The sequence below is a fragment of the Bacillus alveayuensis genome, from assembly GCA_030812955.1.
Lineage (GTDB): Bacteria > Bacillota > Bacilli > Bacillales > Aeribacillaceae > Bacillus_CB > Bacillus_CB alveayuensis.
In genome coordinates, this window is sequence record JAUSTR010000014.1 from 1 (window position 1) to 26,998 (window position 26,998).

15 protein-coding genes, 2 pseudogenes and 2 CRISPR repeat arrays are annotated in these 26,998 nt (G+C 36.9%); of the genes and pseudogenes, 5 read left to right on the top strand and 12 right to left on the bottom strand.

What is annotated here, in order from left to right; translation table 11 throughout:
• The 12 genes and pseudogenes from J2S06_RS12060 to J2S06_RS12115 form a co-directional block, all read right to left on the bottom strand.
• A pseudogene (locus J2S06_RS12060) lies at positions 1-152 on the bottom strand (DUF6431 domain-containing protein); the annotation flags it as partial.
• 209 nt (positions 153-361) lie between these two features.
• Positions 362-2,579: a CRISPR direct-repeat array (repeat unit 30 nt; unit sequence GTTTCAATCCCTCATAGTTAAGATAAAAAT).
• A 190-nt stretch (positions 2,580-2,769) separates the two neighbouring features.
• A complete protein-coding gene (gene cas6, locus J2S06_RS12065; RefSeq protein WP_419152472.1) occupies positions 2,770-3,516 on the bottom strand; it encodes a CRISPR-associated endoribonuclease Cas6 in 747 nt (248 codons plus the stop codon).
• 9 nt (positions 3,517-3,525) lie between these two features.
• Positions 3,526-3,789, bottom strand: coding sequence for a CRISPR-associated endonuclease Cas2 (gene cas2, locus J2S06_RS12070; protein ID WP_419152473.1), 264 nt, complete (start codon positions 3,787-3,789; stop codon positions 3,526-3,528).
• An 8-nt stretch (positions 3,790-3,797) separates the two neighbouring features.
• Positions 3,798-4,805, bottom strand: coding sequence for a type I-B CRISPR-associated endonuclease Cas1b (gene cas1b, locus J2S06_RS12075; protein WP_419152474.1), 1,008 nt, complete (start codon positions 4,803-4,805; stop codon positions 3,798-3,800).
• On the bottom strand, positions 4,805-5,317 hold the full coding sequence (cas4, locus tag J2S06_RS12080; RefSeq protein ID WP_419152475.1) for a CRISPR-associated protein Cas4: 513 nt from the start codon (positions 5,315-5,317) through the stop codon (positions 4,805-4,807). Before cas4 ends, cas1b begins: the two co-directional genes overlap by 1 nt.
• Positions 5,305-7,788 (bottom strand): CRISPR-associated helicase Cas3', encoded by a 2,484-nt coding sequence (cas3, locus tag J2S06_RS12085; RefSeq protein WP_419152476.1) that lies wholly within the window; start codon positions 7,786-7,788, stop codon positions 5,305-5,307. Before cas3 ends, cas4 begins: the two co-directional genes overlap by 13 nt.
• Positions 7,789-7,835: 47 nt before the next feature.
• The gene (cas5b, locus tag J2S06_RS12090) at positions 7,836-8,570 is read right to left on the bottom strand and encodes a type I-B CRISPR-associated protein Cas5b (RefSeq protein ID WP_419152477.1); all 735 of its coding nucleotides are present in this window, start codon (positions 8,568-8,570) and stop codon (positions 7,836-7,838) included.
• Between the two features lie 15 nt (positions 8,571-8,585).
• Entirely contained in the window at positions 8,586-9,521 is a 936-nt protein-coding gene (cas7b, locus tag J2S06_RS12095) for a type I-B CRISPR-associated protein Cas7/Csh2 (RefSeq protein ID WP_419152478.1), read from the bottom strand.
• Positions 9,511-11,502 (bottom strand): TIGR02556 family CRISPR-associated protein, encoded by a 1,992-nt coding sequence (locus tag J2S06_RS12100; RefSeq protein WP_419152479.1) that lies wholly within the window; start codon positions 11,500-11,502, stop codon positions 9,511-9,513. The genes cas7b and J2S06_RS12100 overlap by 11 nt, the downstream gene beginning before the upstream one ends.
• Before the next feature lie 334 nt (positions 11,503-11,836).
• A CRISPR array of direct repeats spans positions 11,837-15,668; the repeat unit is 30 nt; unit sequence GTTTCAATCCCTCATAGTTAAGATAAAAAC.
• A gap of 190 nt (positions 15,669-15,858) precedes the next feature.
• A pseudogene (locus J2S06_RS12105) lies at positions 15,859-17,274 on the bottom strand (ABC-F family ATP-binding cassette domain-containing protein); the annotation flags it as partial.
• 385 nt (positions 17,275-17,659) lie between these two features.
• Entirely contained in the window at positions 17,660-18,697 is a 1,038-nt protein-coding gene (locus J2S06_RS12110) for a phosphotransferase family protein (RefSeq protein ID WP_419152480.1), read from the bottom strand.
• Positions 18,681-19,892, bottom strand: coding sequence for an acyl-CoA dehydrogenase family protein (locus J2S06_RS12115; RefSeq protein ID WP_419152481.1), 1,212 nt, complete (start codon positions 19,890-19,892; stop codon positions 18,681-18,683). Before J2S06_RS12115 ends, J2S06_RS12110 begins: the two co-directional genes overlap by 17 nt.
• Positions 19,893-20,102: 210 nt before the next feature.
• Between J2S06_RS12115 and J2S06_RS12120 the strand changes: the two genes are divergently transcribed.
• The 5 genes from J2S06_RS12120 to J2S06_RS12140 all read left to right on the top strand — a co-directional run bounded on the left by J2S06_RS12120 (position 20,103) and on the right by J2S06_RS12140 (position 26,992).
• The gene (locus tag J2S06_RS12120) at positions 20,103-21,467 is read left to right on the top strand and encodes a sigma-54 interaction domain-containing protein (protein WP_152642941.1); all 1,365 of its coding nucleotides are present in this window, start codon (positions 20,103-20,105) and stop codon (positions 21,465-21,467) included.
• A 169-nt stretch (positions 21,468-21,636) separates the two neighbouring features.
• The gene (locus J2S06_RS12125) at positions 21,637-22,410 is read left to right on the top strand and encodes an SDR family NAD(P)-dependent oxidoreductase (RefSeq protein WP_419152482.1); all 774 of its coding nucleotides are present in this window, start codon (positions 21,637-21,639) and stop codon (positions 22,408-22,410) included.
• Between the two features lie 33 nt (positions 22,411-22,443).
• Positions 22,444-24,051, top strand: coding sequence for a class I adenylate-forming enzyme family protein (locus J2S06_RS12130; protein WP_044893112.1), 1,608 nt, complete (start codon positions 22,444-22,446; stop codon positions 24,049-24,051).
• Positions 24,048-25,607, top strand: coding sequence for a class I adenylate-forming enzyme family protein (locus J2S06_RS12135; RefSeq protein ID WP_235357018.1), 1,560 nt, complete (start codon positions 24,048-24,050; stop codon positions 25,605-25,607). The genes J2S06_RS12130 and J2S06_RS12135 overlap by 4 nt, the downstream gene beginning before the upstream one ends.
• A gap of 5 nt (positions 25,608-25,612) precedes the next feature.
• Positions 25,613-26,992 (top strand): short-chain fatty acid transporter, encoded by a 1,380-nt coding sequence (locus tag J2S06_RS12140; RefSeq protein WP_419152483.1) that lies wholly within the window; start codon positions 25,613-25,615, stop codon positions 26,990-26,992.
• Positions 26,993-26,998 lie beyond the last annotated feature (6 nt).

Sequence of the window (26,998 nt, forward strand, 5' to 3'; positions counted from 1 at the left end):
GGGGTCAATGCGTTTCGCTCATAGTAACCGTGGCGGTGCAACGGGCGCTTGGCCCGGCAATGCGGACACTGTTTCAGAAGAGGGAAGTCGTTTTCTTTTCCACGCTCTGCATACGTTTGGACGTCAATGCCAAAGTCATGAAATTGAATCACGTCCTCCTCCCCTCCTCTGAACCGATGGATTTTTTCTTCCGAAATAATTCACAAAAAATTTAGCACATTCTTTCAGAAAAGGGGAGAGGGCTTTCTGAAGGAATGTGCAAAAAAATGGCTCTTTTGTTCCGAAATAAAGTGATAATTTACACCTCATAGTTAAGATAAAAATATTCACCTGTCAGGATTTCGGTTTTCGTGAATCCATAGTTTCAATCCCTCATAGTTAAGATAAAAATTGACTTGCATTTCTCAATCACCCCCAAATAATCTAGGTTTCAATCCCTCATAGTTAAGATAAAAATATGCGTGGATGTTGGAAAATCATCCGGACGAACTATGTTTCAATCCCTCATAGTTAAGATAAAAATAATATACAATTACCAATCCGAACTTCTGTTAGTTCATTGTTTCAATCCCTCATAGTTAAGATAAAAATTTTCTATAGTTATCGTCTTTTGACCGGTTTGAGTTAGTTTCAATCCCTCATAGTTATGATAAAAATACTTGCCTTTTCTCCAACCTCTAAATAGTGAATTCCAGTTTCAATCCCTCATAGTTAAGATAAAAATCCCAATCCCCGACATTGATCACCTACTACACCTCCGTTTCAATCCCTCATAGTTAAGATAAAAATGTTGATTTTGGGTTATCACCGTCTGGCATTCCGCACGGTTTCAATCCCTCATAGTTAAGATAAAAATCTCAATAAAGCTAATTGGTAATCCATATCTTTTTGAGTTTCAATCCCTCATAGTTAAGATAAAAATTCGTTCTCACGTTCAATTCTCGTACTGCGAGTTACTGTTTCAATCCCTCATAGTTAAGATAAAAATACAAAGCTTTTGTTGTAATTATAAATAAATTAATATAGTTTCAATCCCTCATAGTTAAGATAAAAATCGTATCCTTGTTGATACCAAAAAGCTTTGCTGCTTCGAGTTTCAATCCCTCATAGTTAAGATAAAAATTTCTTCTCGCTCAAAGTTTTCAAAGCTAGCATTCTGGTTTCAATCCCTCATAGTTAAGATAAAAATTTCCAGTTCTTGAATTCGTTTTTCGGATTGTGTAACGTTTCAATCCCTCATAGTTAAGATAAAAATGCGGTTTATAACGGTTTTTTTAGCCATTTCCTGCCGTTTCAATCCCTCATAGTTAAGATAAAAATATGTTTCTGTCCATCCAGCCTTATTATTTATGTGCATGTTTCAATCCCTCATAGTTAAGATAAAAATATGAATAAAGTAATCCCTCACCATTCATTGATCGCTGGTTTCAATCCCTCATAGTTAAGATAAAAATTCGAAGGGTGCGATCTGTTAATCCTGTCTTAACGCAGTTTCAATCCCTCATAGTTAAGATAAAAATTGTAGTCCGTTGTTATCCAACGATACCCCACAGTTTGTTTCAATCCCTCATAGTTAAGATAAAAATGTTTGAGTTTGGCCATCGTATAAACTCTTAATCCTTGTTTCAATCCCTCATAGTTAAGATAAAAATGTGGCGGAGAGCAAGACGAAATTCGTTGATATTTTTGTGTTTCAATCCCTCATAGTTAAGATAAAAATGTATTGGGTTTGAGGAAATGCACCGGGAAGGTCCAAGTTTCAATCCCTCATAGTTAAGATAAAAATGACGATAGCATCTATGGCTTGTATAATAGCTTTTTCGTTTCAATCCCTCATAGTTAAGATAAAAATGTATCAACGGTTTTCTTTGGTTCGTTTTTTGGCAAGTTTCAATCCCTCATAGTTAAGATAAAAATTTAAAAAACTATTGACTGATACGTTTTCGTATCATAGTTTCAATCCCTCATAGTTAAGATAAAAATTTTTCTGTTCTCGGCTCTTGGTCATTGCTCCAAAACTGTTTCAATCCCTCATAGTTAAGATAAAAATCGCATTAACGACTAAATACAGCGATGAATACTTATGTTTCAATCCCTCATAGTTAAGATAAAAATAAAGGGAATTTATTTTTCCTTTTCCTCACCATCTTCGTTTCAATCCCTCATAGTTAAGATAAAAATGTAAATTAACCCTTTTGAAATTTGTCAAAAATGTTTGTTTCAATCCCTCATAGTTAAGATAAAAATAAACGAGTGACACTTGATTTATCCATGTTTTTCATACGTTTCAATCCCTCATAGTTAAGATAAAAATAAATGCGATAACGCATAAAATAAAAAAAGGAGGAAGGTTTCAATCCCTCATAGTTAAGATAAAAATTTTACTCAATTGAGAAAGAAAGTCCGATACAAAAAGTTTCAATCCCTCATAGTTAAGATAAAAATTCCGTGAAGATACCAACATTCAATATCAATTGGCATGTTTCAATCCCTCATAGTTAAGATAAAAATTTGAAACACCAGGAGAAACCGGAACACCTGCAACAGCAGTTTCAATCCCTCATAGTTAAGATAAAAATCCCAAAAATCGTTGATAAAATAACATTTTGATAATACTGGAAAGCAATTTATTTTAATTTTAACGAATCCGCTAAATTTTATCATTTCTTTATTTTCTTTCGATATCTTCTTACTTTCTACTCATAAACAAATTGTCGTCGATCCCCAGGGATCAGTACACTATTTGGGGTCGACGACAAGAAAAGAAGGCTATTCCACAATTTCAAACATACCAAATCCTTGTGAGTTTTTAGCTCCGATGCCAACGTCATACATAAATTTTAAATAAGATAGAGGAGCTTGAATTTCATAAGTTCCATTCCACGCATTGATGCGAAAATCTTTAAACGTTGTAACAACCTTATCTTTTTTCGTTACTTTTATCGGCTTAATGGTTACTCTCTCCGTTGGCTGCTCTTGAAAATAGGCTTGAAATTTATTGCAAAAATTTTTCTCTACCATATCAGAAAAAACAAAATCGTATGGTGAGAAAAAATGGGTCCGCTTTTCGCCGTACCGATTTTCATAAGTGCTGTAAACCGTAAGCGGCGATAGCATCCGAATTTGATAAGAACTTTTTTCAGCGATCTCTAAGGGTTTTACAGTTGCCTCCTCGATATGAATCGGCTGTCCGTTTAACATAAATTTTTCTTTCAATAGATAATTTCGCGCTAAATCAACAATAAGCGAATCTAATATAGAGGAAACGTACCATGTTACTTGTTCAAAAAACTCGATTTTCTTCTCATGACGATGAATGCGGTATGTTCCATACAAGCGGCTAAAAGTAAACATTTTAAACCTACGCTTTTCTTTCGTATATCCGATATTATGCAAAAAATGCGCCAGCTCAAAATCTTGAATCGAGCGATATAAAAATCCTTGCAGCACCTCCTCATAATTGATTGGCAGAATAAGCGTGCCGTTTTTTGGTCTGAATTGAATTGTAAGCCTCATATGTTCCCCCTACAAAATGTTATCTTCTCCACCTTTGCGCAACCCCATCTCTTCTCGCTTCGAATATTTTTGCGTGCGAAAAGTATAGAAAACAACAGAATCTACATCCGGATCCATAATGTTTGCTAGTTCTGTTTTTAGTTTTACATAGTTTGCTTCAGAAATTTCCCCTTCTAGTACCGAATTTTGCACCCAGTATAAATACTTTCTTGCAATCTTTAATGCTTTTGCAACACGTTTTTTATCGAAATCATATACTAATATAACAAACATAGCGACACCTACCATAACGAACGATATGGTTCATACTCTTTTTCCCCTAGAAGATGCTTCTGAATTTTATAAAGTTCAAGACGAATGAGGCGACGATAGGAGACAGATTTACCAAGATGTCGATGATTAACTGTTGTTTTCATACGTTTATCTAATTCTTCAATAAATTTTTTCCTCCCCTCTTCTGATAACAAAATTCCTTCCATATGCTTATCGAAATCTTTTTTTGTAATCATCTTTTTATTTACAAGCGTAAAAATGAGACGATCAACCATAATCGGTTTAAATATTTCTGCAACATCCAAGTTCAACGAAAAACGTCGAAAATTCGTTGCATGTAAGAATCCAATTCGTGGATCTAGATAGGTTTTATAAATTTCACTTAGCACCATCGTATAGCAAATCTGATTTCCAAAACTAATCATCGCATTTAACCGATTGAGTGGCGGGCGCTTTGAACGCTTTTCAAACAAAAAATCTGGATTATGGTTTAAAATATCATCAAACATACTGTAATATTTTTCACGCACATGCCCTTCTGTCGACATCATTTCTTCAACTCTCGTCCATTGTTCCAGCTTAGTACGACTTGATTGGAAATCCAAAATCATTTCCTTAAATTTATCGTTATTAGTTTTTACGCGGTTTTGATAATATTTCAAAACTTGTATCATTTGTCCAATAGAACCGTCAATGAATTTCCGTGCTAAAGTAAGACGTTTTTCTGGATTTAAATACGCTTCTGCCTGTTTTAAAATGACGTGTCCTGCGTTTAGATGCTCGCGCGGATAAAAAGTGCCTGTGTAGTAGCCGTAATGGTTAAAATAATGGATACAAATCTGTTTTTGCGCCATTAACTCTAAGAACTTTTTCGTTACATTTACCTCTCCGAAGATGTAAATATCATTGATGTCCTCTACAGGCAATGTACGCTTTCGCTCGGTGGTTTCGAAACAAATACTATTATCTTGGCGAAAGAGCTCGCCGCTTTGAAAAATATAGAGCGTCTTTTTCATCATGATTCCTCCGCAAAACAATATTCACGATATGCGCAACTTCGACAAAATCCAATTTTTTTCGGCTCTGGCGGAACAGGCAAGCGGGCAATGCGACGGATATCAGCAATTGCCTCTTCCAATACTCGTTTTCCTTCTTCTGTCCATTCCACTTTTGTTACTTTCTTTTCTTTTGGAAATAAAAGCTCCCCTTTTGCCTCAATGCCCATTTTTCTCAACGTGTCAAGGTAATACAATAATTGATAGTAGGCGCTTTTTTCATATGTTGATGATTTCTTCACTTCACCGACAACAAGCGTATCCCCTTCGCGACGAATTCGGTCCACTTTGATATTGCCAATCAATAATTCTTTCTTGTTTCGTTGATAGCTTGTTTCTGAAATAAAACGACCAATTTCAAGATTGTCATCCTCTTGGTCAGCAGCAATTTGATGCGTAATCAGCCAAACTTCACGCTTGCAGATAAAGTAGTACCAAATATGCGTGCCATTTACATCCATTACATAGTCCATGCATTCACCATCTCGCTTGAGCGAATAAGTCCATATTCGCTGTTGTAATATTGGTTTAATATATCGTTGGATAAATGAATCATTCTCGTTTTTTCGTATAAATCCCAGTCCAGATTCTTTACAAGTTTAATTGGGGCAGAAATGACATATTGGCGCACGTCTTTTTTCAAGCGCAAATAGTTTTCGAACCGAGTTTCTAAGTCTTTCTCCTCAATCACCTGCTGAATATATTGCTGCCAAACGTTCATCGCTTGGTCATCTACCTCGACAAATACATCCACCGCTTGGTGTGCGTCTTCAATTAGTCGAAATTCGGATACATATTCCGGCTCGTTTTTGCTTCCCCGCTTATCTTTTGCGTCAAATTTTAACTCTTCTATCGCTTTTATAATTCCTTCGGAAGCAGTAAACGCTTTATTGCCTCGCACATCAGTAAAATATTGGGCAATGATATCAAAAAATTGATGCTCGGAAACTGCTGTTTTCGGTAATACTTTTTTTGCGATATTTGTATGAACAGTGCCATACACATATTGCGATTCTAGCGTTCCATCTCGTTCAATCGGCGTAATATACACCTTACCGAGTTCATGTAATTTTCCGTTGCGATTGCAGCGTCCCGCCACTTGGACAATGGAATCAATTGGTCCTAAGTCGCGATACACCACGTCAAAATCAACATCGACTCCTGCTTCCACAACTTGCGTAGAAATAACAACGGCCTTATTCTTCTCTCTTAAAAGCTGTTTGATTTGTTCAATACGTTGCTTCCGTTCACGAGGCACAATATTCGTAGAAAGATAGATCACGTTATAACCGCGTTCTTTTAACCATTTTTTTATCCCTTCGTAAATTTCAATCGATGTTTTAATTGTGTTCAAAATTGTTAAATAACTTTTTCCATCTTCAAAGCGGCTTTGAAACAGTTCAATCCATTCCTTGGAACTATATGCACCTTTTTCTCCTCCTAACCAATGAAGCTCGACCCGTTCCATTTCTTTAAAAAAGTCAATTGGCTTTACCATTTCTGATTCCAAAAGTTCAACCGTTTCACCTTCTGGGAAAATAAGCGGTTGTGTTGCCGTTAACAGCAAAATTTTGCAGGAAAACAACTCTGCCATTTTGTACAATACGGAACGCAACAAAGGCCAATACTCAATCGGCACGTTTTGAATTTCGTCGAGAATGATAATACTTCCAGTAATTTGGTGAAATTTTTTTAACGCGCGGTTTTCATAGCCAATCAATGTATGAAACAATTGCACAAACGTCGTGACAATCAGCTCTGCCTCCCAGCTTTCCGTCAGCAACAACGCCTTGCGAAGAGGCAATTCCTCGTTTTCAGTTCTGTACTGAAAAGTAGATAAGTGATGATGCTTTACTAAATATCGTTGTTCATTTGCGTAAAAATCAGCCAACTGGCTTAACAAATCACGAATCACTTTTTCATTTTGGTCGATGACGCTTGTAAACGGCAAAGCGTAAATAATTTTGGGTGAATAGCCATCCTGTCGTTCTGCTTGCTCACGCCATTTTAAAGCAACGGAAAAAGACAGCAACGTTTTTCCCGCTCCAGTCGGTGCTGTTAGAGTAAATAGACGTTGCTCTGGTTTTGTTTCAGAAAGTTTTTCAATTCGCTCCATAACGACGTTGTACATCCGGTTGCGCCATCCGTTTGTCCCTTCTGTCACTTCCACATCAAAATTCGCTCGACGATACTGGTCAACAAGATGTGCTGGAATGTAAACGCGCGGCTTTCGTTCAATATTTGCCGCCGATAATTTGTCAGCATCGATGAGTACCGAATATAACAACAACGCATAATAGTAAAGTTCCTGCGTCAGTTCTTGTTTTCTTCGTTTGCTTATCAAGTAATATTGACGGTAAATCTCATCGAATGCTTTTTCATAATCTTGAAGAAAATGATGAAGTTCATCAGAAAGAAACAGCGGAATGGAAAGCTCGCACCATAAAGAAGATAAATCGTCAATAATGAAGGAAGCATGTTTCTTAATATCATCTATTTGACGTTTTAACGTGATGACCCGATAATGCAGCGAATCTTGAACAGTATTTTCAACAATATAACGCGACTTTGTTACATCTAAGGAAACGTCGCGCAAATTCCCATGGTGGTGCATAACGACAAAGTAACCTAATAATGGAGCAAACTCAGACCACGAAGCATTTAAGTTCGTCGTATGGCGTAAAAGGTGAGCGGCAAACACAGCGGAAATAAAAGAATGGTGATGCAAATCTCCGCTCTCTTCACCTGTTTTTAGATAATTCTGAAAGTATGATAAATATTTACCGAAATCGTGCGTCACCGCAACGATTTTGCTGATATATTCAAGCGCTTTCCGATTTTCGTCAGACAACGGCACATGCTTCAGCATATCTTGTGAATATTCGTAAACTTCCTTTAAATGCACAGTCAATTTTTTCTCTGGATGATTATGAGACAAATACATATGCTTCACCCCCTTGGAAAACAAGGCAGCGGTGGTTTCACCGCTGCCTACATAAATAAAACATTTTCTTTTTCTTCCCCATAAGCAACGGCTACATATGGTACAGCCGGAATAGCGATTAATTGTCGCGATTGTTCAAATAAGTAATAATCGGTTTCGTAAATCATCCTCTCACTCGTAAACTGGCGTGTCATGAATTCCTTTAAAAAGCGAGTTTCGCTTGAAAATTGCATAGAACGTTCACGCAAATCAGGAATTCGCACAACAGAATGAATAGGCACCAAATCATTACTTTCCTTTAGCATTCCTTCTGCTTCGGCAACCCATTTCAACTGTCCGAGTAATTCAGAAAGTCCTAAATACGGCGGATAAACGTATCGACTTGACTGTATTCGCTGTTTCACGTTTTCATAAATGGATGGATCACGGTGGGAAAAATAAATGCGATACCGCAAATTGGCTTCATCTCCCCCGGGAAGCACAAATTCAAGAGGAATTTGCGTATGTCCTTTTTTGTTGTTTAGGTCAGATACTGATTCTACGAGCATGTAATTTACTGTTTGCATCACTTTCCGAATCGGCACGCGCACCGATATTGCAATTTGACATTGATTCGGTGAAAACACTTCATAATAACTGTCACGCTCCATCCCTAAAATACCAGCGAGCATTCCAACAATTGTCGTTCGTGATGGAAAGGAGTACGAAAGAGAAGATGAGTTCGTATCGATTTTTCGGAAATGTCCCATCTTCCCGATAAGATCAAAAATAAGTATCTTCATAAACGTCACCCTTTTTTACAGTACAGGAACGAGTTTATCCGCCAATTTGGATGGGAGAAGATCTGTCAATAGTCCTTTTTGTCCTTCATAATTCAGCATCAAGTTAGAATCTTGCCAATAGTAAATACGAGCAATTTCATCATTTACTTCCAACAGTTTATTCACAAGTACATCAACATGCAGATGAACTTCAGAAATGCTGCGTAACCCTTCTGTTTCCTCCAAACTCACTAAATCTCGCAAATCGCCAGCAATGAACTCAGGAGAATGATATTCTACACGTAAGTAAAAACGCGGGTATTGCCCAACTTTGCTGCGGGTCGCGCTCAATGGAATCGCTTTAACAACAGCTTGATCAAATAAACGGACATCTTCTTTCGTCAATCTTGTATGTGCAGCACCATGACCGCTTATGATCCCATGGAACGCTAAGAATGAATAATACACTCGATAATCTTTGCCTATGTTACCACCTTCGTTTTTATCATCTGAACCGAAATGCGATGTAATGCTTGCTGATTCAACGAGTGTGACTTTATTTAATGAATATCCCCAGTTAAACTGAATCGGACCGGTAAACGTCATGGAGCTTCCTTTATTCTCTGATTTGATTGGCATCGTCGCGCCGAACATGCGAACATCAATAAATTGGTCAAGCATCCAATTTTGTTCTTCCTTTGATAATTTATTAATGTTCACTTTGCCATCGTACTTTTCAAACAAACGTTTAATCCGTTCTGTGGCATTCACTGTTTCTCCATCGACTTTGCCGACAAAAATCTCATTGCCGATTTGTTCTAAGTAGTCACGAATATATCGCTTTAAACGAACGTCACTCACTAAGTTTAACGAACGTTCGTAATCCATGCGCGGACGATTCTCTTCGTCAATATCGCCGTTTGGATTTGTTAGCTTGGCATCATAAAGGAATAAAATATCGCTATTGTTCATCATTAATTCCTCCCTGTTTTTTGCTTAACTCTTCGTATTCAGATGACTGATTATCTTTTTTCGCGCTGCTTAAAATCCGCTTTGTTCCATATGCATAGCCGGATAGCAAATAAAAAACGCTTTCGCGGTCTGATAGCTTCCATGTTTCTTGTAAAGCCGAATCAAAAAGGTGTTTATGTTGAGAATAAATCTTTTCATTTCGTATAGAGGCGATTTTAAGTTGTCTCAGCTTTTCAAATACCTCGTTTGAAAGCAATATCAACTTTTGCTTATTCATGCCATGATAATTAATTTTTGATAAAATTGGCTTGTTTGCCGTTTTGCCACTGCGGGCTTGTCCGAGTGCTTCTGTACGTTCTTTTGTTTTCCGTACTTGCTCAGCGCCAATTTCCGCAATTAAATATCCCAGCAAAAATAGTGAACTTTGTGCGACATTATAACTCATCGTCTCCATATACTCTGCCATATCAGCATCAGGGAAATCATATGTAACCTTTGTCATCTCCCTTTCCTCCTTTATTAAGTTAAGCGTTTGCAACAGTTTCAAGAACAATTGTGCTCGCACCATCGCATCTACTAAATGAAAATCATTGTATTCTTTTTTGTCGCTATATTGATAAAGACCATAGTTAGCATACACGTGTACTTTGGCAAGTTGCACAAATTGAGTGATTAACCATTGATATGAAAGTGGTTTATTTGTTAAAAGCGACTCGTATACTTGCAAAATTTTACGTTTTTCGAAATTTTCCCCGCGTTGAACACGCATTGGAATTAAGTAGTAGAGCGGTTCCAAACCAAGATTAAATTTTTCGTTACCAAAAAAGTGTTGTCCTATTTCCCCTACTTTTCGCATTTCATAACCTAGTCGGCGCAAATGAGTGAGAGTAACATCAGATACTAGCTTGTTTACCTTTAATGCAGCTTGTATCGGTGTATAAAACAGAAAGTGCAACGAAATATGGTTGTCCATTTGATCTTCGAATTCTTTGCAGTCTTCTATATCTCGATGCAATGCTTCAGCCGTTTCAACTGTTTTTACCATTCGAACAAATTGGTTAACACGTTTGCTAATGTCTTCAAGTGGAGCATTCTCAAATGGAACATCATATAAAAAGTCTGGGATGATATAACAAGGGAGGCCGCTGAAACGAGTAGTGAAGTTGCGGAGAATGTACGCTTCCCCTGCCATAACCGCTTGATAGGCATCTTTGCTGACGGATAAGTTTTTAATAAAAGATTTCTCATCGAGGTTACTAGCAAAACTGATTTTATCGTTTATGTAATATTTAAACTTTAATTTTGTCATTCTTCCCGTAACAAGATCCTTTTTGTTTGTAAGGACGCATACACCCTTTTTCGCATTTTCAAATACGCTTAGTTTCTCTGCGATAACAAGTCGTTCATATTCTGATTGCGAAATGACGAGCTGTCCATCGATGGCAAGGGAATACAAGAGAACGTCTTTTATGTTAACATTGACTTCTTTTTCAATAAAAGTCTGAAACTGTTTCGCTACTTCCTTAACGGCTTTTTTTCCGTCAGTTTCTGTAAGTTTGCCTCCAACGTATATTGGATTAAATACGTAACGATACCTTTTTTGTTGCCCCTCCCCAAGATTTAGAAAGAAAAAGTTGTGTGCTTTCTCTAGGAAAGGATAGTAGATATCTTCTTGATTCCAACGTTCAAGCAAATTCGGAATTGTTTGACCGACTAAATATTCTAAGTTGTCCGTCGTTCCATACCATTGTGGACTGTTCCTTCCGTCTGCTTTACCAATCCACAACAACTCTAAAGATGTCGATTCACTTATTTCTTTTGGTACTAATTTGACTTTTTTATCTTTAACAGAAAAATCGACAATGATTACATATTTAGTTGTGCCATGTGGTCTTGCGATTGGTAGCGTTATTGCCTGAATAACAGATGGTTTTTCTTCGGTTAAATACTTATTGCCAAGGGTGTAAATCGTTTTAATCACCGTCTGCACCTCCTTTAAATAAAAATGTAATATTTATTTAAATTTTATCAATATTAACTATTATTTCAATATTTTCTATATATTTTAACATTTTGTTCAAAAACATAAATAATTTTTTGAACTTAACGCCTTCTAAAAATCCAATCATCCCTTTTTGTTTCTACATGTAAATAAATTTTTTCTGATATTTTCCTCACATGATTTCCCTTTTTCAGAATGGATGTGATCGATATATTAATGACTTTTCTCTCAAACATTTTTATGCCTCCCTCTATAAATGTTGATATATCAACATTTATAGAGGGAGGATTGGAGTTTTACCGCTACTGTGATTGTTTCAATTCCTCATAGTTAAGATAAAAACCCCTTTCATCCTTCGTTCTCATCCAAGCTTGATATATGTTTCAATCCCTCATAGTTAAGATAAAAACCTTCTATACCAAAATCCAAAATTCTTTTTTGATTGGTTTCAATCCCTCATAGTTAAGATAAAAACCTTTCTATGTTGATATTCACCGGAATCCCTCCCGTGCTAGTTTCAATCCCTCATAGTTAAGATAAAAACTTGGAATGACCTTGATTGCTTTTATTATGGTATTATTTAAGTTTCAATCCCTCATAGTTAAGATAAAAACAGCAATGGCGTTTTGTACGTTCTTCCAAGCTTTTTTGTTTCAATCCCTCATAGTTAAGATAAAAACTGTTTGTTTTCCTCTGTAGTATTGAAGCGCAGCATCCGCGTTTCAATCCCTCATAGTTAAGATAAAAACTAACTTCAATCTCACGAATAAACTCTCTGATCGAAGTTTCAATCCCTCATAGTTAAGATAAAAACTCGATTAAACATGCGCTCATATATGATGATCTGAAGTTTCAATCCCTCATAGTTAAGATAAAAACGTTCTTTTTCGATATGTGCGTCCAGCTGGCGTTGCAACTGTTTCAATCCCTCATAGTTAAGATAAAAACTTGACGGATTTTCACGTTGAAGCAATTGTGGAACTCTAGTTTCAATCCCTCATAGTTAAGATAAAAACTCCTCCTCGTTTTCAACTTTTTGAGCCACAAACATGTTTCAATCCCTCATAGTTAAGATAAAAACATTGCTACAGCATTTCTTATACCGTTACTCCATGCCTGGTTTCAATCCCTCATAGTTAAGATAAAAACTAGTAATTCTTTACTCAAGATATCTCTCCTTTTTCTAGTTTCAATCCCTCATAGTTAAGATAAAAACTTTTTTACAGATTGGAAAGTAAAACCGTGGAAATAGTTTCAATCCCTCATAGTTAAGATAAAAACGGTCTCATAGGACTAGACATTCTTAATTCTGTATGAGTTTCAATCCCTCATAGTTAAGATAAAAACGTCAATCAAACAGATTACGATACCGACATGAATGGTGGTTTCAATCCCTCATAGTTAAGATAAAAACATGCAAACCAGATTGCATTAAAGGCGAATCAAAGCGATCGTTTCAATCCCTCATAGTTAAGATAAAAACGATAGTTATAGGATGTCAATGGAGAACCTTCTCATGCTGTTTCAATCCCTCATAGTTAAGATAAAAACACTACAGATGACGTTGATATTGCATAGTACGAGAAGTTTCAATCCCTCATAGTTAAGATAAAAACTGCGTAGTTCCATCCGAGCTCGATCTAGGCAGGAGGTTTCAATCCCTCATAGTTAAGATAAAAACCCTGCCTTATTAACCTTAAACAGGTTTCAGATACTTTGTTTCAATCCCTCATAGTTAAGATAAAAACTGAAACTAGGCAAGCTGCAATATTGGATGTTCGAAAGTTGTTTCAATCCCTCATAGTTAAGATAAAAACCCGTCTATCTTTCCAGTGAAGTTGTTCATTGAAGGTTTCAATCCCTCATAGTTAAGATAAAAACTCCTAAAACAGCTTTATACGGTCGTGGAAAAGGTGAAGTTTCAATCCCTCATAGTTAAGATAAAAACGCTTATCAAGTCGAGTTTCAATCTGTCCAAAACGGTTTCAATCCCTCATAGTTAAGATAAAAACGGAACACCTTCATAAAGCGTTTCGCACACTTCTTGGTTTCAATCCCTCATAGTTAAGATAAAAACAAAGTGCGTGGCTTATTCTGCAAAGTACTTATGACCGGTTTCAATCCCTCATAGTTAAGATAAAAACAGCTATTCGTTCAGCTCTAACTTGTTCAACGGTCGTGTTTCAATCCCTCATAGTTAAGATAAAAACGAAACATTTACGGTGGCCGAATCGGTGTTATGCGTGTTTCAATCCCTCATAGTTAAGATAAAAACGGTGATCACGCTGTTTCTTCCTCTCTTTCAATGAGTGGGTTTCAATCCCTCATAGTTAAGATAAAAACGAATGAATTCCCTTGAAGTTTTTAAGGTTGAGTGTGTTTCAATCCCTCATAGTTAAGATAAAAACGCTTAAAAAGCACAAAATCAATCGAAATGAAGTTTACTGTTTCAATCCCTCATAGTTAAGATAAAAACAATGTTTCTGTCCATCCAGCCTTATTATTTATGTGCATGTTTCAATCCCTCATAGTTAAGATAAAAACATATTTTAGGTTCTCAGCTTTTTGTTGGAGAATACTGTTTCAATCCCTCATAGTTAAGATAAAAACGAGAGAGAAGAGAAAGAGTTTGATTCATTCGTTATGGAGTTTCAATCCCTCATAGTTAAGATAAAAACGTTTTCCAGTTCTTGAATTCGTTTTTCGGATTGTGTAACGTTTCAATCCCTCATAGTTAAGATAAAAACGGCGAGTTTTTTATATTTCATCAATATCTAGACCGGTTTCAATCCCTCATAGTTAAGATAAAAACAAGGCCCCATGAAGTCCACCGAACCCAAATGAATGGTGTTTCAATCCCTCATAGTTAAGATAAAAACGTGTAACTCATTGCAACAATAGCGAATGCTTCTTCGGTGTTTCAATCCCTCATAGTTAAGATAAAAACGTATTGGTTTGAATGAGCTTCATAAAGGGTTTTAAGTTTCAATCCCTCATAGTTAAGATAAAAACCCTAGTTTCACATGAGCATGGTGATCATTGCAAATACGGTTTCAATCCCTCATAGTTAAGATAAAAACTCCAATGCATTTCCATATGCTGTGTACTCATTCCCTTGTTTCAATCCCTCATAGTTAAGATAAAAACTTTTTTTGCTCACGATTTCACCTCGTGTTATATTGTTTCAATCCCTCATAGTTAAGATAAAAACTCAATACGGATGGTTAGCACTTTATGAACGTCCTGAGTTTCAATCCCTCATAGTTAAGATAAAAACGCAGGTCGCTTATTACGGTCATAAGTACTTTGCAGAAGTTTCAATCCCTCATAGTTAAGATAAAAACAAGCTTGCAGAGGCTGTTGAGAAACGGAAAAAATATTGTTTCAATCCCTCATAGTTAAGATAAAAACGAACAGTTACAATTCGTTGAAAGTACAGTTGTTGATGGTTTCAATCCCTCATAGTTAAGATAAAAACAATTCAAATACGCTCGATTCAAGTTGTTTGAAACACGTTTCAATCCCTCATAGTTAAGATAAAAACTCGTTGACCAAGTAATGGGTCGTTGCTCGATTGATGGCGCGTTTCAATCCCTCATAGTTAAGATAAAAACGTTGTTGCTTTGACTGCTTTTATAGTTGGATCAGTGTTTCAATCCCTCATAGTTAAGATAAAAACAAAGAGAAGGAATCAACACTCTTTTCATAGAATATAGTTTCAATCCCTCATAGTTAAGATAAAAACAATTCCCCATTGAACTGCTGCTCTTTTCATTGAACCGCGTTTCAATCCCTCATAGTTAAGATAAAAACCCAGGTGCATTACGATTAAACTTACAATTCTTTTCAGAGTTTCAATCCCTCATAGTTAAGATAAAAACAGTTAAAGATATAATGAAAATTTTTGGAAATTTTCAGGTTTCAATCCCTCATAGTTAAGATAAAAACTTTTCTGTTCTCGGCTCTTGGTCATTGCTCCAAAACTGTTTCAATCCCTCATAGTTAAGATAAAAACCTGTACCCAGGGGATACAGAAACGGTCGTTGAGTGTTTCAATCCCTCATAGTTAAGATAAAAACTTACATTTTCGGAGGGGATAATGAAAAGTCACAAGAGTTTCAATCCCTCATAGTTAAGATAAAAACCCAAAAATTTGTTGATATTATTACATTCTCCGTTCATAATAAAATTCCTCTTTTTCATTTTAGCAAATTATAAGATTTTGTAATAACACCTATTTTCTTCTTATTTCTCTCATTTTCTCTGTTTTTCTTTGAATTTGAAAAAGTCGTCGATCCCCCGGGGTTTTGACGCTATTAGAGGTTGACGACATTTTTACCCTTCCATCTCTTCTACTAAAAACGACAGCTCTTCCCATCGTTCAAGTGCTTTTTCTAATTCTTCTTCAACGGATTGTTGTTCTTGATAGAGAGTTTGAATGCGGTCGAAGTCGCTTCCAGCCTCAGCGATTTCTTGTTCGAGTTGCTTCAGTTTATTTTCCAATTCAGCAATTCGGTCCTCAATGGTTTCCCATTCTTTTTGTTCTTTATAGGACAATTTTTTGTGACGTTCTTTCTTTTGAGGTGGCTTTTTTTCAGGTTTTTCTTTGACCATTTCTTGCTGCTTTTTCATTTCTAAAAACTCTGAATAGCTTACTTGGAAATGAGAAATGACTCCATTTCCTTCAAAAACTAGTAAATGATCGACAACCCGATCTAAAAAATAGCGATCGTGGAAAACGGTGACGACAACACCAGGGAACTGTTCGAGATAGTCTTCTAATACACCTAATGTTTCCGTATCTAATTCGTTTGTTGGCTCATCTAAAAATAACACATTTGGTTCTTCCATCAATACTCTCAGTAAATATAAACGTCTTCTTTCTCCACAGGATAAACGATGAATGTACGTCCATTGATGATAACGCGGGAATAAAAAGCGCTCTAACATTTGTTCTGCTGTAATAATTTGCCCATCAACCGTTCGTACAACCTCTGCAACTTCTTTAATATATTCAATTACTCTTAAATTCTCGTTCATTTCTTCATGACCTTGTGTGTAATAGCCAATTCTTACTGTTTCACCAATATCTATTGTTCCACTATCTGGTTGAAGTCGTCCAGCTAATATATTAAGTAACGTCGATTTTCCGCTGCCGTTTGGCCCAATAATTCCTAATCGCTCTCCTGGCGTGAGTAAATAGCTAAAGTACTTCACAAGATGTTTTCCGTCAAATGATTTTGAAATGTTTTCGACTTCGATTACTTTTTTTCCAAGACGTTTAGAGCCGATGGCAAAATCGAGTTCCCCTTGTTGAACAGGTCCTTTTTGCTCATGCAGTTTTTCAATCCGTTCAATTCGTGCTTTTTGTTTCGTTGTTCTTGCTTTAGCCCCGCGGCGAAGCCATGCTAGCTCCCTCTGCAAAATATTTTGCCGCTTCATTTCATTTTGAACCTTTAAAGCTTCTCGTTCTGCTTTTTTCTCAAGAAACATTTCATAGGTTCCTTCATACGTATAAAGTTTCCCTTGATCTAGTTCAAAAATTTTATTGGTGACACGATTCAAGAAATAGCGATCGTGCGTCACCATTAAAATGGATCCTTTATATTGAGCTAAGTAGCCTTCTGACCATTCAATCGTTTCATTGTCTAAATGATTCGTTGGCTCATCTAAAATGAGTAAATCAGCTGGTTGAATTAAGGCTCTTGCAATGGTCACTCTCTTTTTCTGACCACCTGATAATTGTTGAACCTTCATTGAATAATTCGTAAACAAGGCATGAATTTGCTTATGACAAGGAATACATAAGTAAGCCGTTGGCAAAAAAGTACCTCCCTCTTCCTTTGGGGTAAGATGATGAACCGTTGTTTTCACATTTTCACGTTTACATAACTCACATGTAGTTGGATTTTGCTTTTCTTGGGGACTGTCCCCCACTACGATTGACTGTTTTCGTAAACTTTGTTGCTTGCCTGGACAGTCGAAAAGCTATGGTTGCAAAGCAACAATCTTATTGAAAAGAGCCATTTCGTTAAATAATAAAACCCCTCAGAAATGATCCATAACTTCTGTGGGGTTTGACAGTATTGGGAGAGTTTAAGAAACGTTTTGGATATTTTAACGAAAGCCCTTATATTCAAAGATAAGAAGGCGAATAAGCTGCTTTTTCCGACTGCAGCATTAAATTTTTTATTCCGACATGCAGGTTTTTAAATCGTTCGTCCTTTACTTCTCCTATTTTATAGCGGTAATAAATTTGCTGTAAAACAGCTGCAATTTTGTAAAAAGCAAAGGAAAGATAATAATTTAAGTTTGAAATATCCCGTCCAGATTCTTTTGCATACATAATCGCTAAATCTTTTCTAGTCCAAAATCCTGATTGGTTTGTTACAGCGGTCAGGCCTATTTCTTCATCTCCTTCTTCTGTCCAATAAGCAAGGCTAATGGCCAGATCAAAAAGAGGATCTCCAATAGTAGACATTTCCCAATCTAAAACAGCTGTTATATGAGTTGGGTCATCAGGATGAAATATTATATTATTTAATTTAAAGTCATTGTGAATAATCGTTACATCAGTGGAATTCGGTATATTTTCCATTAGCCAATTTTCTAATTTTTCCACAAACGGCAAATCATCTGTTTTCGATTGTTGATAGCGTTGAATCCATCCATTCACTTGACGTTTTAAAAACCCTTCAGGCTTCCCTAAAGAATCTAATTTGGTTTGATAAACATTAATTCGATGTAAATCGACTAATTCTTGAATAAAAGCTTTCGAAATCTCTTCTTTGATTGTCAAACTGTTCCAATGAGCCGGAAGAGAATGGTCTATTACAACACCTTTTTTTAATTCCATTACATAAAAATGTTTATCCATTATTTTCGGGTCGTCGCCATATAATAAAGGTCTTGGTGCTTTTGGATATACAGCATGAATTTTTTTTAATAATTTATATTCACGTTCCATATCATGAGCTTTTTTTGGCAATTCACCAAAAGGAGGTCTTCTTAACACTCCTTCCCACGTTCCAATTTGGACTTTATAAGTCAAATTAGAGTAACCTGAAGTGAACGGTTGTACGACCATGTCCCCTTCTTCATTCATAAGATTTAACATGTTCCTTAAGAACTCTTCCAATCGGTTCCAATTTATTCGTTCACATTGTTTGTTCACAAGGATTTCCCTCCTTGTTTTTCTCATACTCTTTAATCAGCGAGCGAGCTACCACCATGCGATGTACTTCATCTGGCCCATCATAAATTCTTGCTGTTCTCGCTTCACGGTAAAATCCTTCAAGAGGCGTATCGCCCGTTACCCCAAGTGCTCCATGAACTTGAATGGCCCTATCAATGACATCATGAAGAACTTTCGCTCCAAAATATTTAATAGCGGAAATTTCTTTTCTCGCTTCATCTCCTTGATCCATCAACCAGGCAGCCTTTAATGTCATTAAACGAAATGCTTCAATTTCTACAGCCGAATCAGCAATAAAATTTTGAATGGATTGATAATCAGCTAATCGGCTTCCACGTGTTTCTCGCTTTAATGAATAACCGATCATTAAATCTAAGCTTCTTTTCGCTATCCCGATCCAACGCATCGCATGGGTTATGCGTCCTGTGCCTAAACGTATTTGAGCAAGTTTAAATCCTTCTCCACGGGCACCTAATAAATTTTCTTTCGGAACTCGACAATTCGTATATCGAACTTCACAATGTCCACCTGTAAAATGATCGCCAATCACTGGGATCTCCCGGACAATTTCAAAGCCAGGATTTTCGTTCTCGACAATAAATAAACTAAACTGTTTATGTGGAGGAGCATCAGGATCCGTCTTTGCCACTACGATGGAGAAGCTTGACCCGAGGGCTCCTGTCGTAAACCATTTATGGGCATTAATCACCCATTCATCTCCATCAAGAACAGCTGTCGCTTGCAAAAGTCTCGGATCAGACCCAGAAACTTCCGGCTCTGTCATCGCAAAGCAGGAGCGAATCTCTCCATTGGCAAGTGGATACAAATATTTGCGCTTCTGTTCCTCCGTACCGGCGTGCCACAATATTTCTCCATTTCCAGCATCCGGAGCCATAGAGCCAAAAATATAAGGTCCGATAGGACTTCTGCCAACTACTTCTGATAACAAGCCTAATGAAACAAGTCCTAATCCTGCTCCCCCTGCTTCTTTTGGCAAGTGGGCTGCCCACAGACCCATATCTTTTACTTTTTGTTGCAGCGGTTTTAAGATTTCTTCAGGTAAACCTCGATGTGGAACCATATGTTTTTCATTTGGATAAACGTATTTTTCCATAAAGGCTGTCGCTTTTTTCACCATTTCCTCTTGTTCAGCTGATGGGCTAAAATGAAACATTTGACCACTCCTTAACGAATATTATTTTTATTAATAATACATGCACGTTTTATGCCAATTTACCGTTATAGGAGTCAATCGCTTCTAAAGAGAAAGTGATGAAAAAAATAATCAGATAATTTATAATATTTTTAAAAAGGAGGGGTCCTTATTAACAACAATGTAAAACAGGCAACTAATATTCAAAAACTGGATCTTGAGCTAAAAAACATGAAAAAGAAAGTAAAGCTATATGAAGAAGCCATGAATGCAAGCTATGATCCAATCTTTATTACGGACAAAAATGGATATGGAATTTTTATGAATGAAGCCTACACACGAGTTACAGGCCTTACAAAGGATCAATTAATCGGGCGTCACATGAAGGACATTTTGAAGGATGGATTAATATCTGATTCCGTGTCCTTAAAGGTTTTAAAGAAAAAACGAAGAGTGACCATCATGCAATATGTCAATGGAAAAGAGCTTTTAGTAACAGGCAATCCGATATTTGATGAAAACAACGAAATTTCTTATGTTGTCACAAACCTTCGCGATATTACTTCTTTAAAAAATTTAGAACAAGAGCTACATAAAACGAAAGCATTAGCTAATAAATATTTACAGGAATTAAAGGTCTATCAAAAGAAAGAACAGGTAATCCATCATGAAGGTGTGATTGCAAATAGCAGCCAAATGCTTAACGTTATTCATTTAGCACAAAAAATCGCCCCCTTTCATTCAACTGTTCTCTTATTGGGGGAATCTGGTGTTGGAAAGGAAGTCATCGCCAATCTCATTCAAAAATTAAGTAATCGGTCGAACAAACCATTTATTAAAGTTAATTGTGCTGCCATTCCAAAAGAACTGCTTGAATCAGAGCTATTCGGTTACGAAAAAGGAGCCTTTACGGGTGCTGATAGCCGTGGTCGGCCTGGATTATTTGAACAGGCACACACTGGAACGATCTTTCTCGATGAAATTGGTGAAATGTCCTTACAGCTTCAAGGCAAACTCCTTAGAGTTTTACAAGAGTTTGAAGTGACTAGAATCGGTGGTCGCCGAACGATTAAAATTGATGTGCGTATTATATCGGCGACAAATAAAGATTTAGAGTCATTAGTCAAAAAAGGGGAGTTTCGCGAGGATCTTTACTATCGATTAAACATCATTCCGATTAAAATACCTCCTTTGCGTGAACGACAAGAAGACATCCCACTACTCGCCCATTATTTTTTAGACAAAGCAAACGAAAAATATCAACTGAATAAACAATTCACAGATGACGCCTTACTTGCTATGAAATCCTATTCTTGGCCAGGAAATGTACGAGAGATGCAAAACTTAATAGAACGGCTCGTCATTACGACAGACACGAATGAAATTCATTCCTCTCATTTTCCTTTCTCGAATAAAGTCAACGGCCATAGCCAAGAAAAATCGATCGAAAAAACAATGAAGGAAGTCATTCATGAAGTCGAAAGGGAAATGATTTTGAAAGCGATTACAAAATATAAAACAACTAGGAAGGCAGCTAAAATTCTCGGTATCAGCCAATCTACATTAGTGAAAAAAATGCAGAGACTAGGCTTATAGCTTTTGATTCCTTTTATCATCAATGATTCGAAAAGGAATCATTTTTTTTGTTTTTTGCCATAAATTCGCCTATTAATTTCATAATTTTTTAAATATTTTGTATTGGCACACAAATTGCATTTTATGATGGTGAATGATTTTCACATGATGAGTAAAGTGAGGTGTCAAAATGGATATTAGTCGATTCCCTTCTTTCAAGCTAGATGGAAAAGTTGCACTTGTAACAGGTGGTAGTAAAGGAATTGGTTTAGCTATGGCGTGTGCTCTCGGCATCCATGGAGCACATGTCGTCATCGCAAGCCGCAAAGCTGATGAACTACAAACTGTTGTAGATGAAATGAAAAATCAAGGTTTGGATTTCTCTTGGGTGCAAGCAGATGTGACAAAAAAAGGACAAGTGCATGATATGATCGACAACATCATCGAATGCCACGGTAAGCTCGACATTTTAGTGAACAATGCTGGGATGAATATCCGAAAACCGCTTATCGAAGTCGAAGAAGATGATTGGGATCAAGTGATAAATACAAATTTAAAAGGAATCTTTTTCGTCGGTCAGGCAGCGGCCAAACAAATGATGAAACAAAAAAACGGAAAAATCATTAATATTTCTTCCATACTTGGCGGGATCGGAATGCCTTCCCAAACGAGCTATGCAGCAAGCAAAGGGGGTATTAATCAATTGACGAAGGTTTGGGCAAGCGAGTTATCCCCTTATAACATCAATGTCAATGCCATTGCCCCTGCTTACATTAAAACACCTATGACAAGTCCATGGCTTCAGGATGAAGAGCGGTACAAACAAATTGTTCAAAATACGATGATGAAACGAATTGGAGAAGTCGAAGATGTAGCAGGACCTGTTGTTTTTCTAGCATCTGACGCATCCAATTATGTAACAGGCCACATTTTGTATGTTGATGGCGGCTGGACGGCTCAATAACAATGGAATTTGTTTGTGAAATGGAGGTATTTCATGTTTATCGAAGGGCATTTATACGGTCGGAAGATGAAAATGTTCGCCGAGAGGCCATCGAATATTTATGAAATGTTCGTCAATTCCACACAAAAATATCCGGAAAAAGAGGCGTTGATAAAAGATGGTATACGCCTAAATTATCGAGACTTAAAAAAACAAGTAGATACCGTAGCTGAAAACTTCCTCCGAAAAAATGTACAAAAAGGAGATCGAATCGCATTACTCCTTGGAAATGAACTAGAATTCGTCTTAACCGCCCTTGCCTGTGCGAAAATTGGCGCTATTTTTGTCCCTTTGAACACAAAGTTAACAGCACGGGAATTAATATTTATGCTGAAAGACTCTGGCGCCAAAATATTAATAACAGATCACAGACTTGTTCAACCATTAGAAGACTGGATTATAAACAATCCTTCTTTACAATTTTGCTATTTAATTGATGATGAAAAGCCAGAGAAAAACATGTATTCATTTAAACATGAGCTTTTAAAAGAAGTAGATAATGGATTTCATGACTATATACCACCGCAAGAAACCGAAGCGCTTTATATTATGTATACATCCGGTACAACTGGACGGCCAAAAGGAGCAGTCGGCAGTCATATTAATGCCATCCATAGCTGTCTAAATTACAAATACGTGTTCAATACAGACCATCATGTGCGCACTTTAATTGCGGTCCCGCTTTTTCATGTAACAGGTCTAATTGGCCAGCTGTTTCATGTCCTTTTAGTCGGAGGAACGACCATCTTAATGGAACGCTATCGAACCGAACCATTTATAAAATTGATTCATGATGAAAGTATTACCTTTTTATTTAATGTTCCGACCATCTATGTCATGATCATGTCACATCCATTATTTCATTCTTACTCTTATGATTTTGTACAAATCGTTGCATATGGAGGAGCTCCGATGTCCAAGGAAACGATTAGCGAATTAAAAATCTATTTTCCAAACGCCACCATGCATAACGCATATGGAGCGACGGAAACAACATCACCCACTACGATTATGCCAAAGCGATACCCAGAAGAAAAAACAAGCTCTGTCGGCTTACCTGTTCCAGTTGCTGAGTTAAAAATCGTCAAGGAGGATGGGACTGAGTGCGGTCCAGCAGAAATTGGAGAACTATATATAAAAGGCCCAATGGTCATAAAAGAATATTGGAATAATCAAAAGGCAAATCTTACTTCTTTTACTGAAGATGGCTACTGGAAATCTGGGGATATCGCCTACATTGATCAAGACGGATTTGTTTATATTATGGATCGCAAAAAAGATGTCATTAATCGAGGAGGTGAGAAAATTTATTCTGTCGAGATTGAAAATATTTTATATGCCCATCCAAAAATTTTGGAGGCGGCAGTTGTTGGCGTAAAAGATACTTTATTTGGTGAAGAGGTCAAAGCGTATGTTGTGAAATTTCCAGGAGAAGAACTAACGGAGGAAGAGGTGATAGATTTCGCTCGAAAACATCTTTCTGAATTTAAAGTACCTAAACAAGTAGAATTTATAACGGAGCTGCCTCGAAATCCTGGAGGAAAAATCTTAAAAAATAAACTGATTGAATTATCTTTGCAACAAAGGGGAAATCATTCGTGAGAGATATTATAGGAAATAAAACAATTCCAAAACGATTAGAAGAGATGACACATATTTATCCGAATAAAACATTTGTCGTTTTTGAAGATCAAAATGAAGCTACTGTTTCATTAACCTATGAAGAGTTTACAGATCAAGTGCGCAGGCTTGCGCAAGCTCTTCAAAATTATGGGATTCAAAAAGGAGATAAAGTGCTTCTTCACTTACCTAATAGTATGGATTTCATGATTTCATGGTTTGCGATCACGTCTATAGGCGGAATTATGGTTCCTACGAACATTCTTTCAACTGCTAATGAAATCGCCTATTTACTTGAACATTCCGAAACAAAATTAGTCATAACCGAAACAGACTATGTTGATAAATTTGCAAGCTTCCAAAAACGATTAAATGGAATTTTTTTATCAAGAAGTTATGAGGATCGTCACGATGGTGTTAGTCTGCAAAAATTGATCGATCAAACAGAACCGCTTAAGACATTCCCAGATCTATCCAGCGACGATGTTGCCGCTATTTTATACACTTCAGGCACAACATCAAAACCAAAAGGAGTATTAGTGACACATGCAAATTATATTTACGCAGGAGAAATCATGTCTAAATCGCTGAGAATGTCTCCTGAAGACCGTGTCTTAATTGTTTTGCCAATCTTTCACGGAAATGGTCAATATTATATGTCCATGCCAGCGTTATCAGTTGGGGCAAGTATTGCGATAACTGAGAGATTTAGTGCATCAAAATATTTTAAGCAAGCGAAACGTTTACAAGCTACGGTAGGTTCCCTATTTGCCGCTCCAATCAAGATGATATTAAAAAAACCGTATGATCCACATGATGCTGAACATTCATTACGATTAATTGTTTTTGCCCAATCCGTTACAATTGAACAATTGCAAGCATTTGAGGATAGATACCGTGTTCCTCTTAGGCAATTATACGGAATGACTGAAACCATCGGTACTCCGCTTATAAATCCACTCGATGGAAATTATGATAACCTAAGTATTGGCCTCCCTTCGATTGGATATCAAGTTAAATTAGTGGATGATAACGGGATGGAAGTGCCAGATGGTGAAACCGGGCAGATTGTTGTATCTGGTGTTCCTGGCAGAACTATCATGAAAGGGTATTTTCAAAATGAGGAAGCCACCAACAAGACAATAATAGATGGCTGGCTTTATACAGGGGATCTTGCCAAAAAAGATCCTACAAATGGATATTTTTACTTCGTCGATCGTAAAAAAGATATGATTAAGCGCGCAGGGGAAAATGTAGCAGCTAGCGAGGTAGAATCTGTCATTCATCAGCATGAAGCTGTTTTTGAAAGCGCTGTCATTGGTATCCCAGATGAAATAAGAGACGAAGCTATTCACGCTTTCATTGTTTTAAAAAATGGATACGATATTTCCCCTCAAGAAATCATTGATTTTTGCACAGAACGATTATCTGCATTCAAAGTTCCAGAGGCCGTTCATTTTATTGAAGAATTTCCGAGAACGTCTGTTGGCAAAATCCAAAAACATCAATTAAAAAATTACATTTCTATTGGGAGGTAATCATGATGGAAACAAATGTACAAAAAAAATTTCAACAAACACAACTGAACGATCAGAAAAATAATCCCCTTTCTAAAATCGTCCTCTTTTTTGCGAAAATAGCAGAAAAATGGCTGCCAGATGCATTTGTTTTTGCTGTCATTCTTACCGTCATTACCTTTTTAGGCGGAATGATCGTCAATCAAAAAAGTCCGATCGAGATGGTTACTTATTGGGGCGATGGGATGTGGGCCTTATTAACATTTACTGCGCAAATTATTACTACTTTTGTTATGAGCTATGCTTTAGCTTTAACGAAGCCAGTTTCACGTATACTCGAAAAAATTGCAAGTATGTGTAAATCTCCTAATTCGGCCATATTGCTCGTTACATTTACTTCATTGGCTGCTTCCTTAATTAGCTGGGCTTTCGGATTAGTGGTGGCAGGTATTATGGCAAAACTAGTTGCGAGGAAGGTTCACGATGTTGATTATCGTGTACTTGTTGCAGCTGGATATTCTGGCTTTATTTTATGGGAAGGCGGCCTTTCATCATCTCCTGCTTTATTCGTGGCGACGAAAGATCATATTTTTCAGGATCAAATTGGGATCATTCCTACTTCAGAAACGTTGTTCTCTGCTCTCAACCTAACCATTGTTGTCATCGTCTTTTTAACATTGCCTTTTATTATGAAATGGATCCATCCAGCCAAAAAGGAAGATCGATTTTTAATTGATCCAAAATTGCTTGATGATACGCTCGAAGAAGAAGATCAAAAAACCAATTACGCAAACGATAAATTAGAAAAAAGCCGTCTCATCACCGTAGTTGGAGGCATTTTAGGATTATCTTATTTAGCTATTCATTTTTCTAAAAATGGTTTTTCTCTCGACTTGAATACGGTCAATCTAATGTTTTTAACCCTAGTGCTCCTATTATTCGGGAATGTCCGCGAGCTTGGAAAAGGGTTGTTAAAATCTTCTAGCAGTGTCGGACAATTTGCTTTACAATACCCCTTTTATGCAGGCATTATGGGAATGATCACCGCCTCTGGGTTAGCCGAATGGCTTTCAAACCTTTTTATTAAAATTTCAACAGGCGAAACACTCCCGTTATTCATGTTTTGGTCAGCTGGATTTTTAAATATGTTTATCCCATCAGGAGGGGGACAATGGGCCGTACAGGCGCCCATTGCCATTCCAGCAGCACTTGAAATGGGTGTTGATCCAGCGAAAATTGTATTGGCGATTGCATGGGGAGACGCTTGGACGAATATGATTCAGCCATTTTGGGCAATCCCTCTTCTTGCGATCGCAGGTTTAAGAGTTCGAGATATTATGGGGTTTACGACCGTCACCCTCGTTTATGTAGGAATTGTGACCTCCATTTTCATGTTAGTTTTATAATATAGG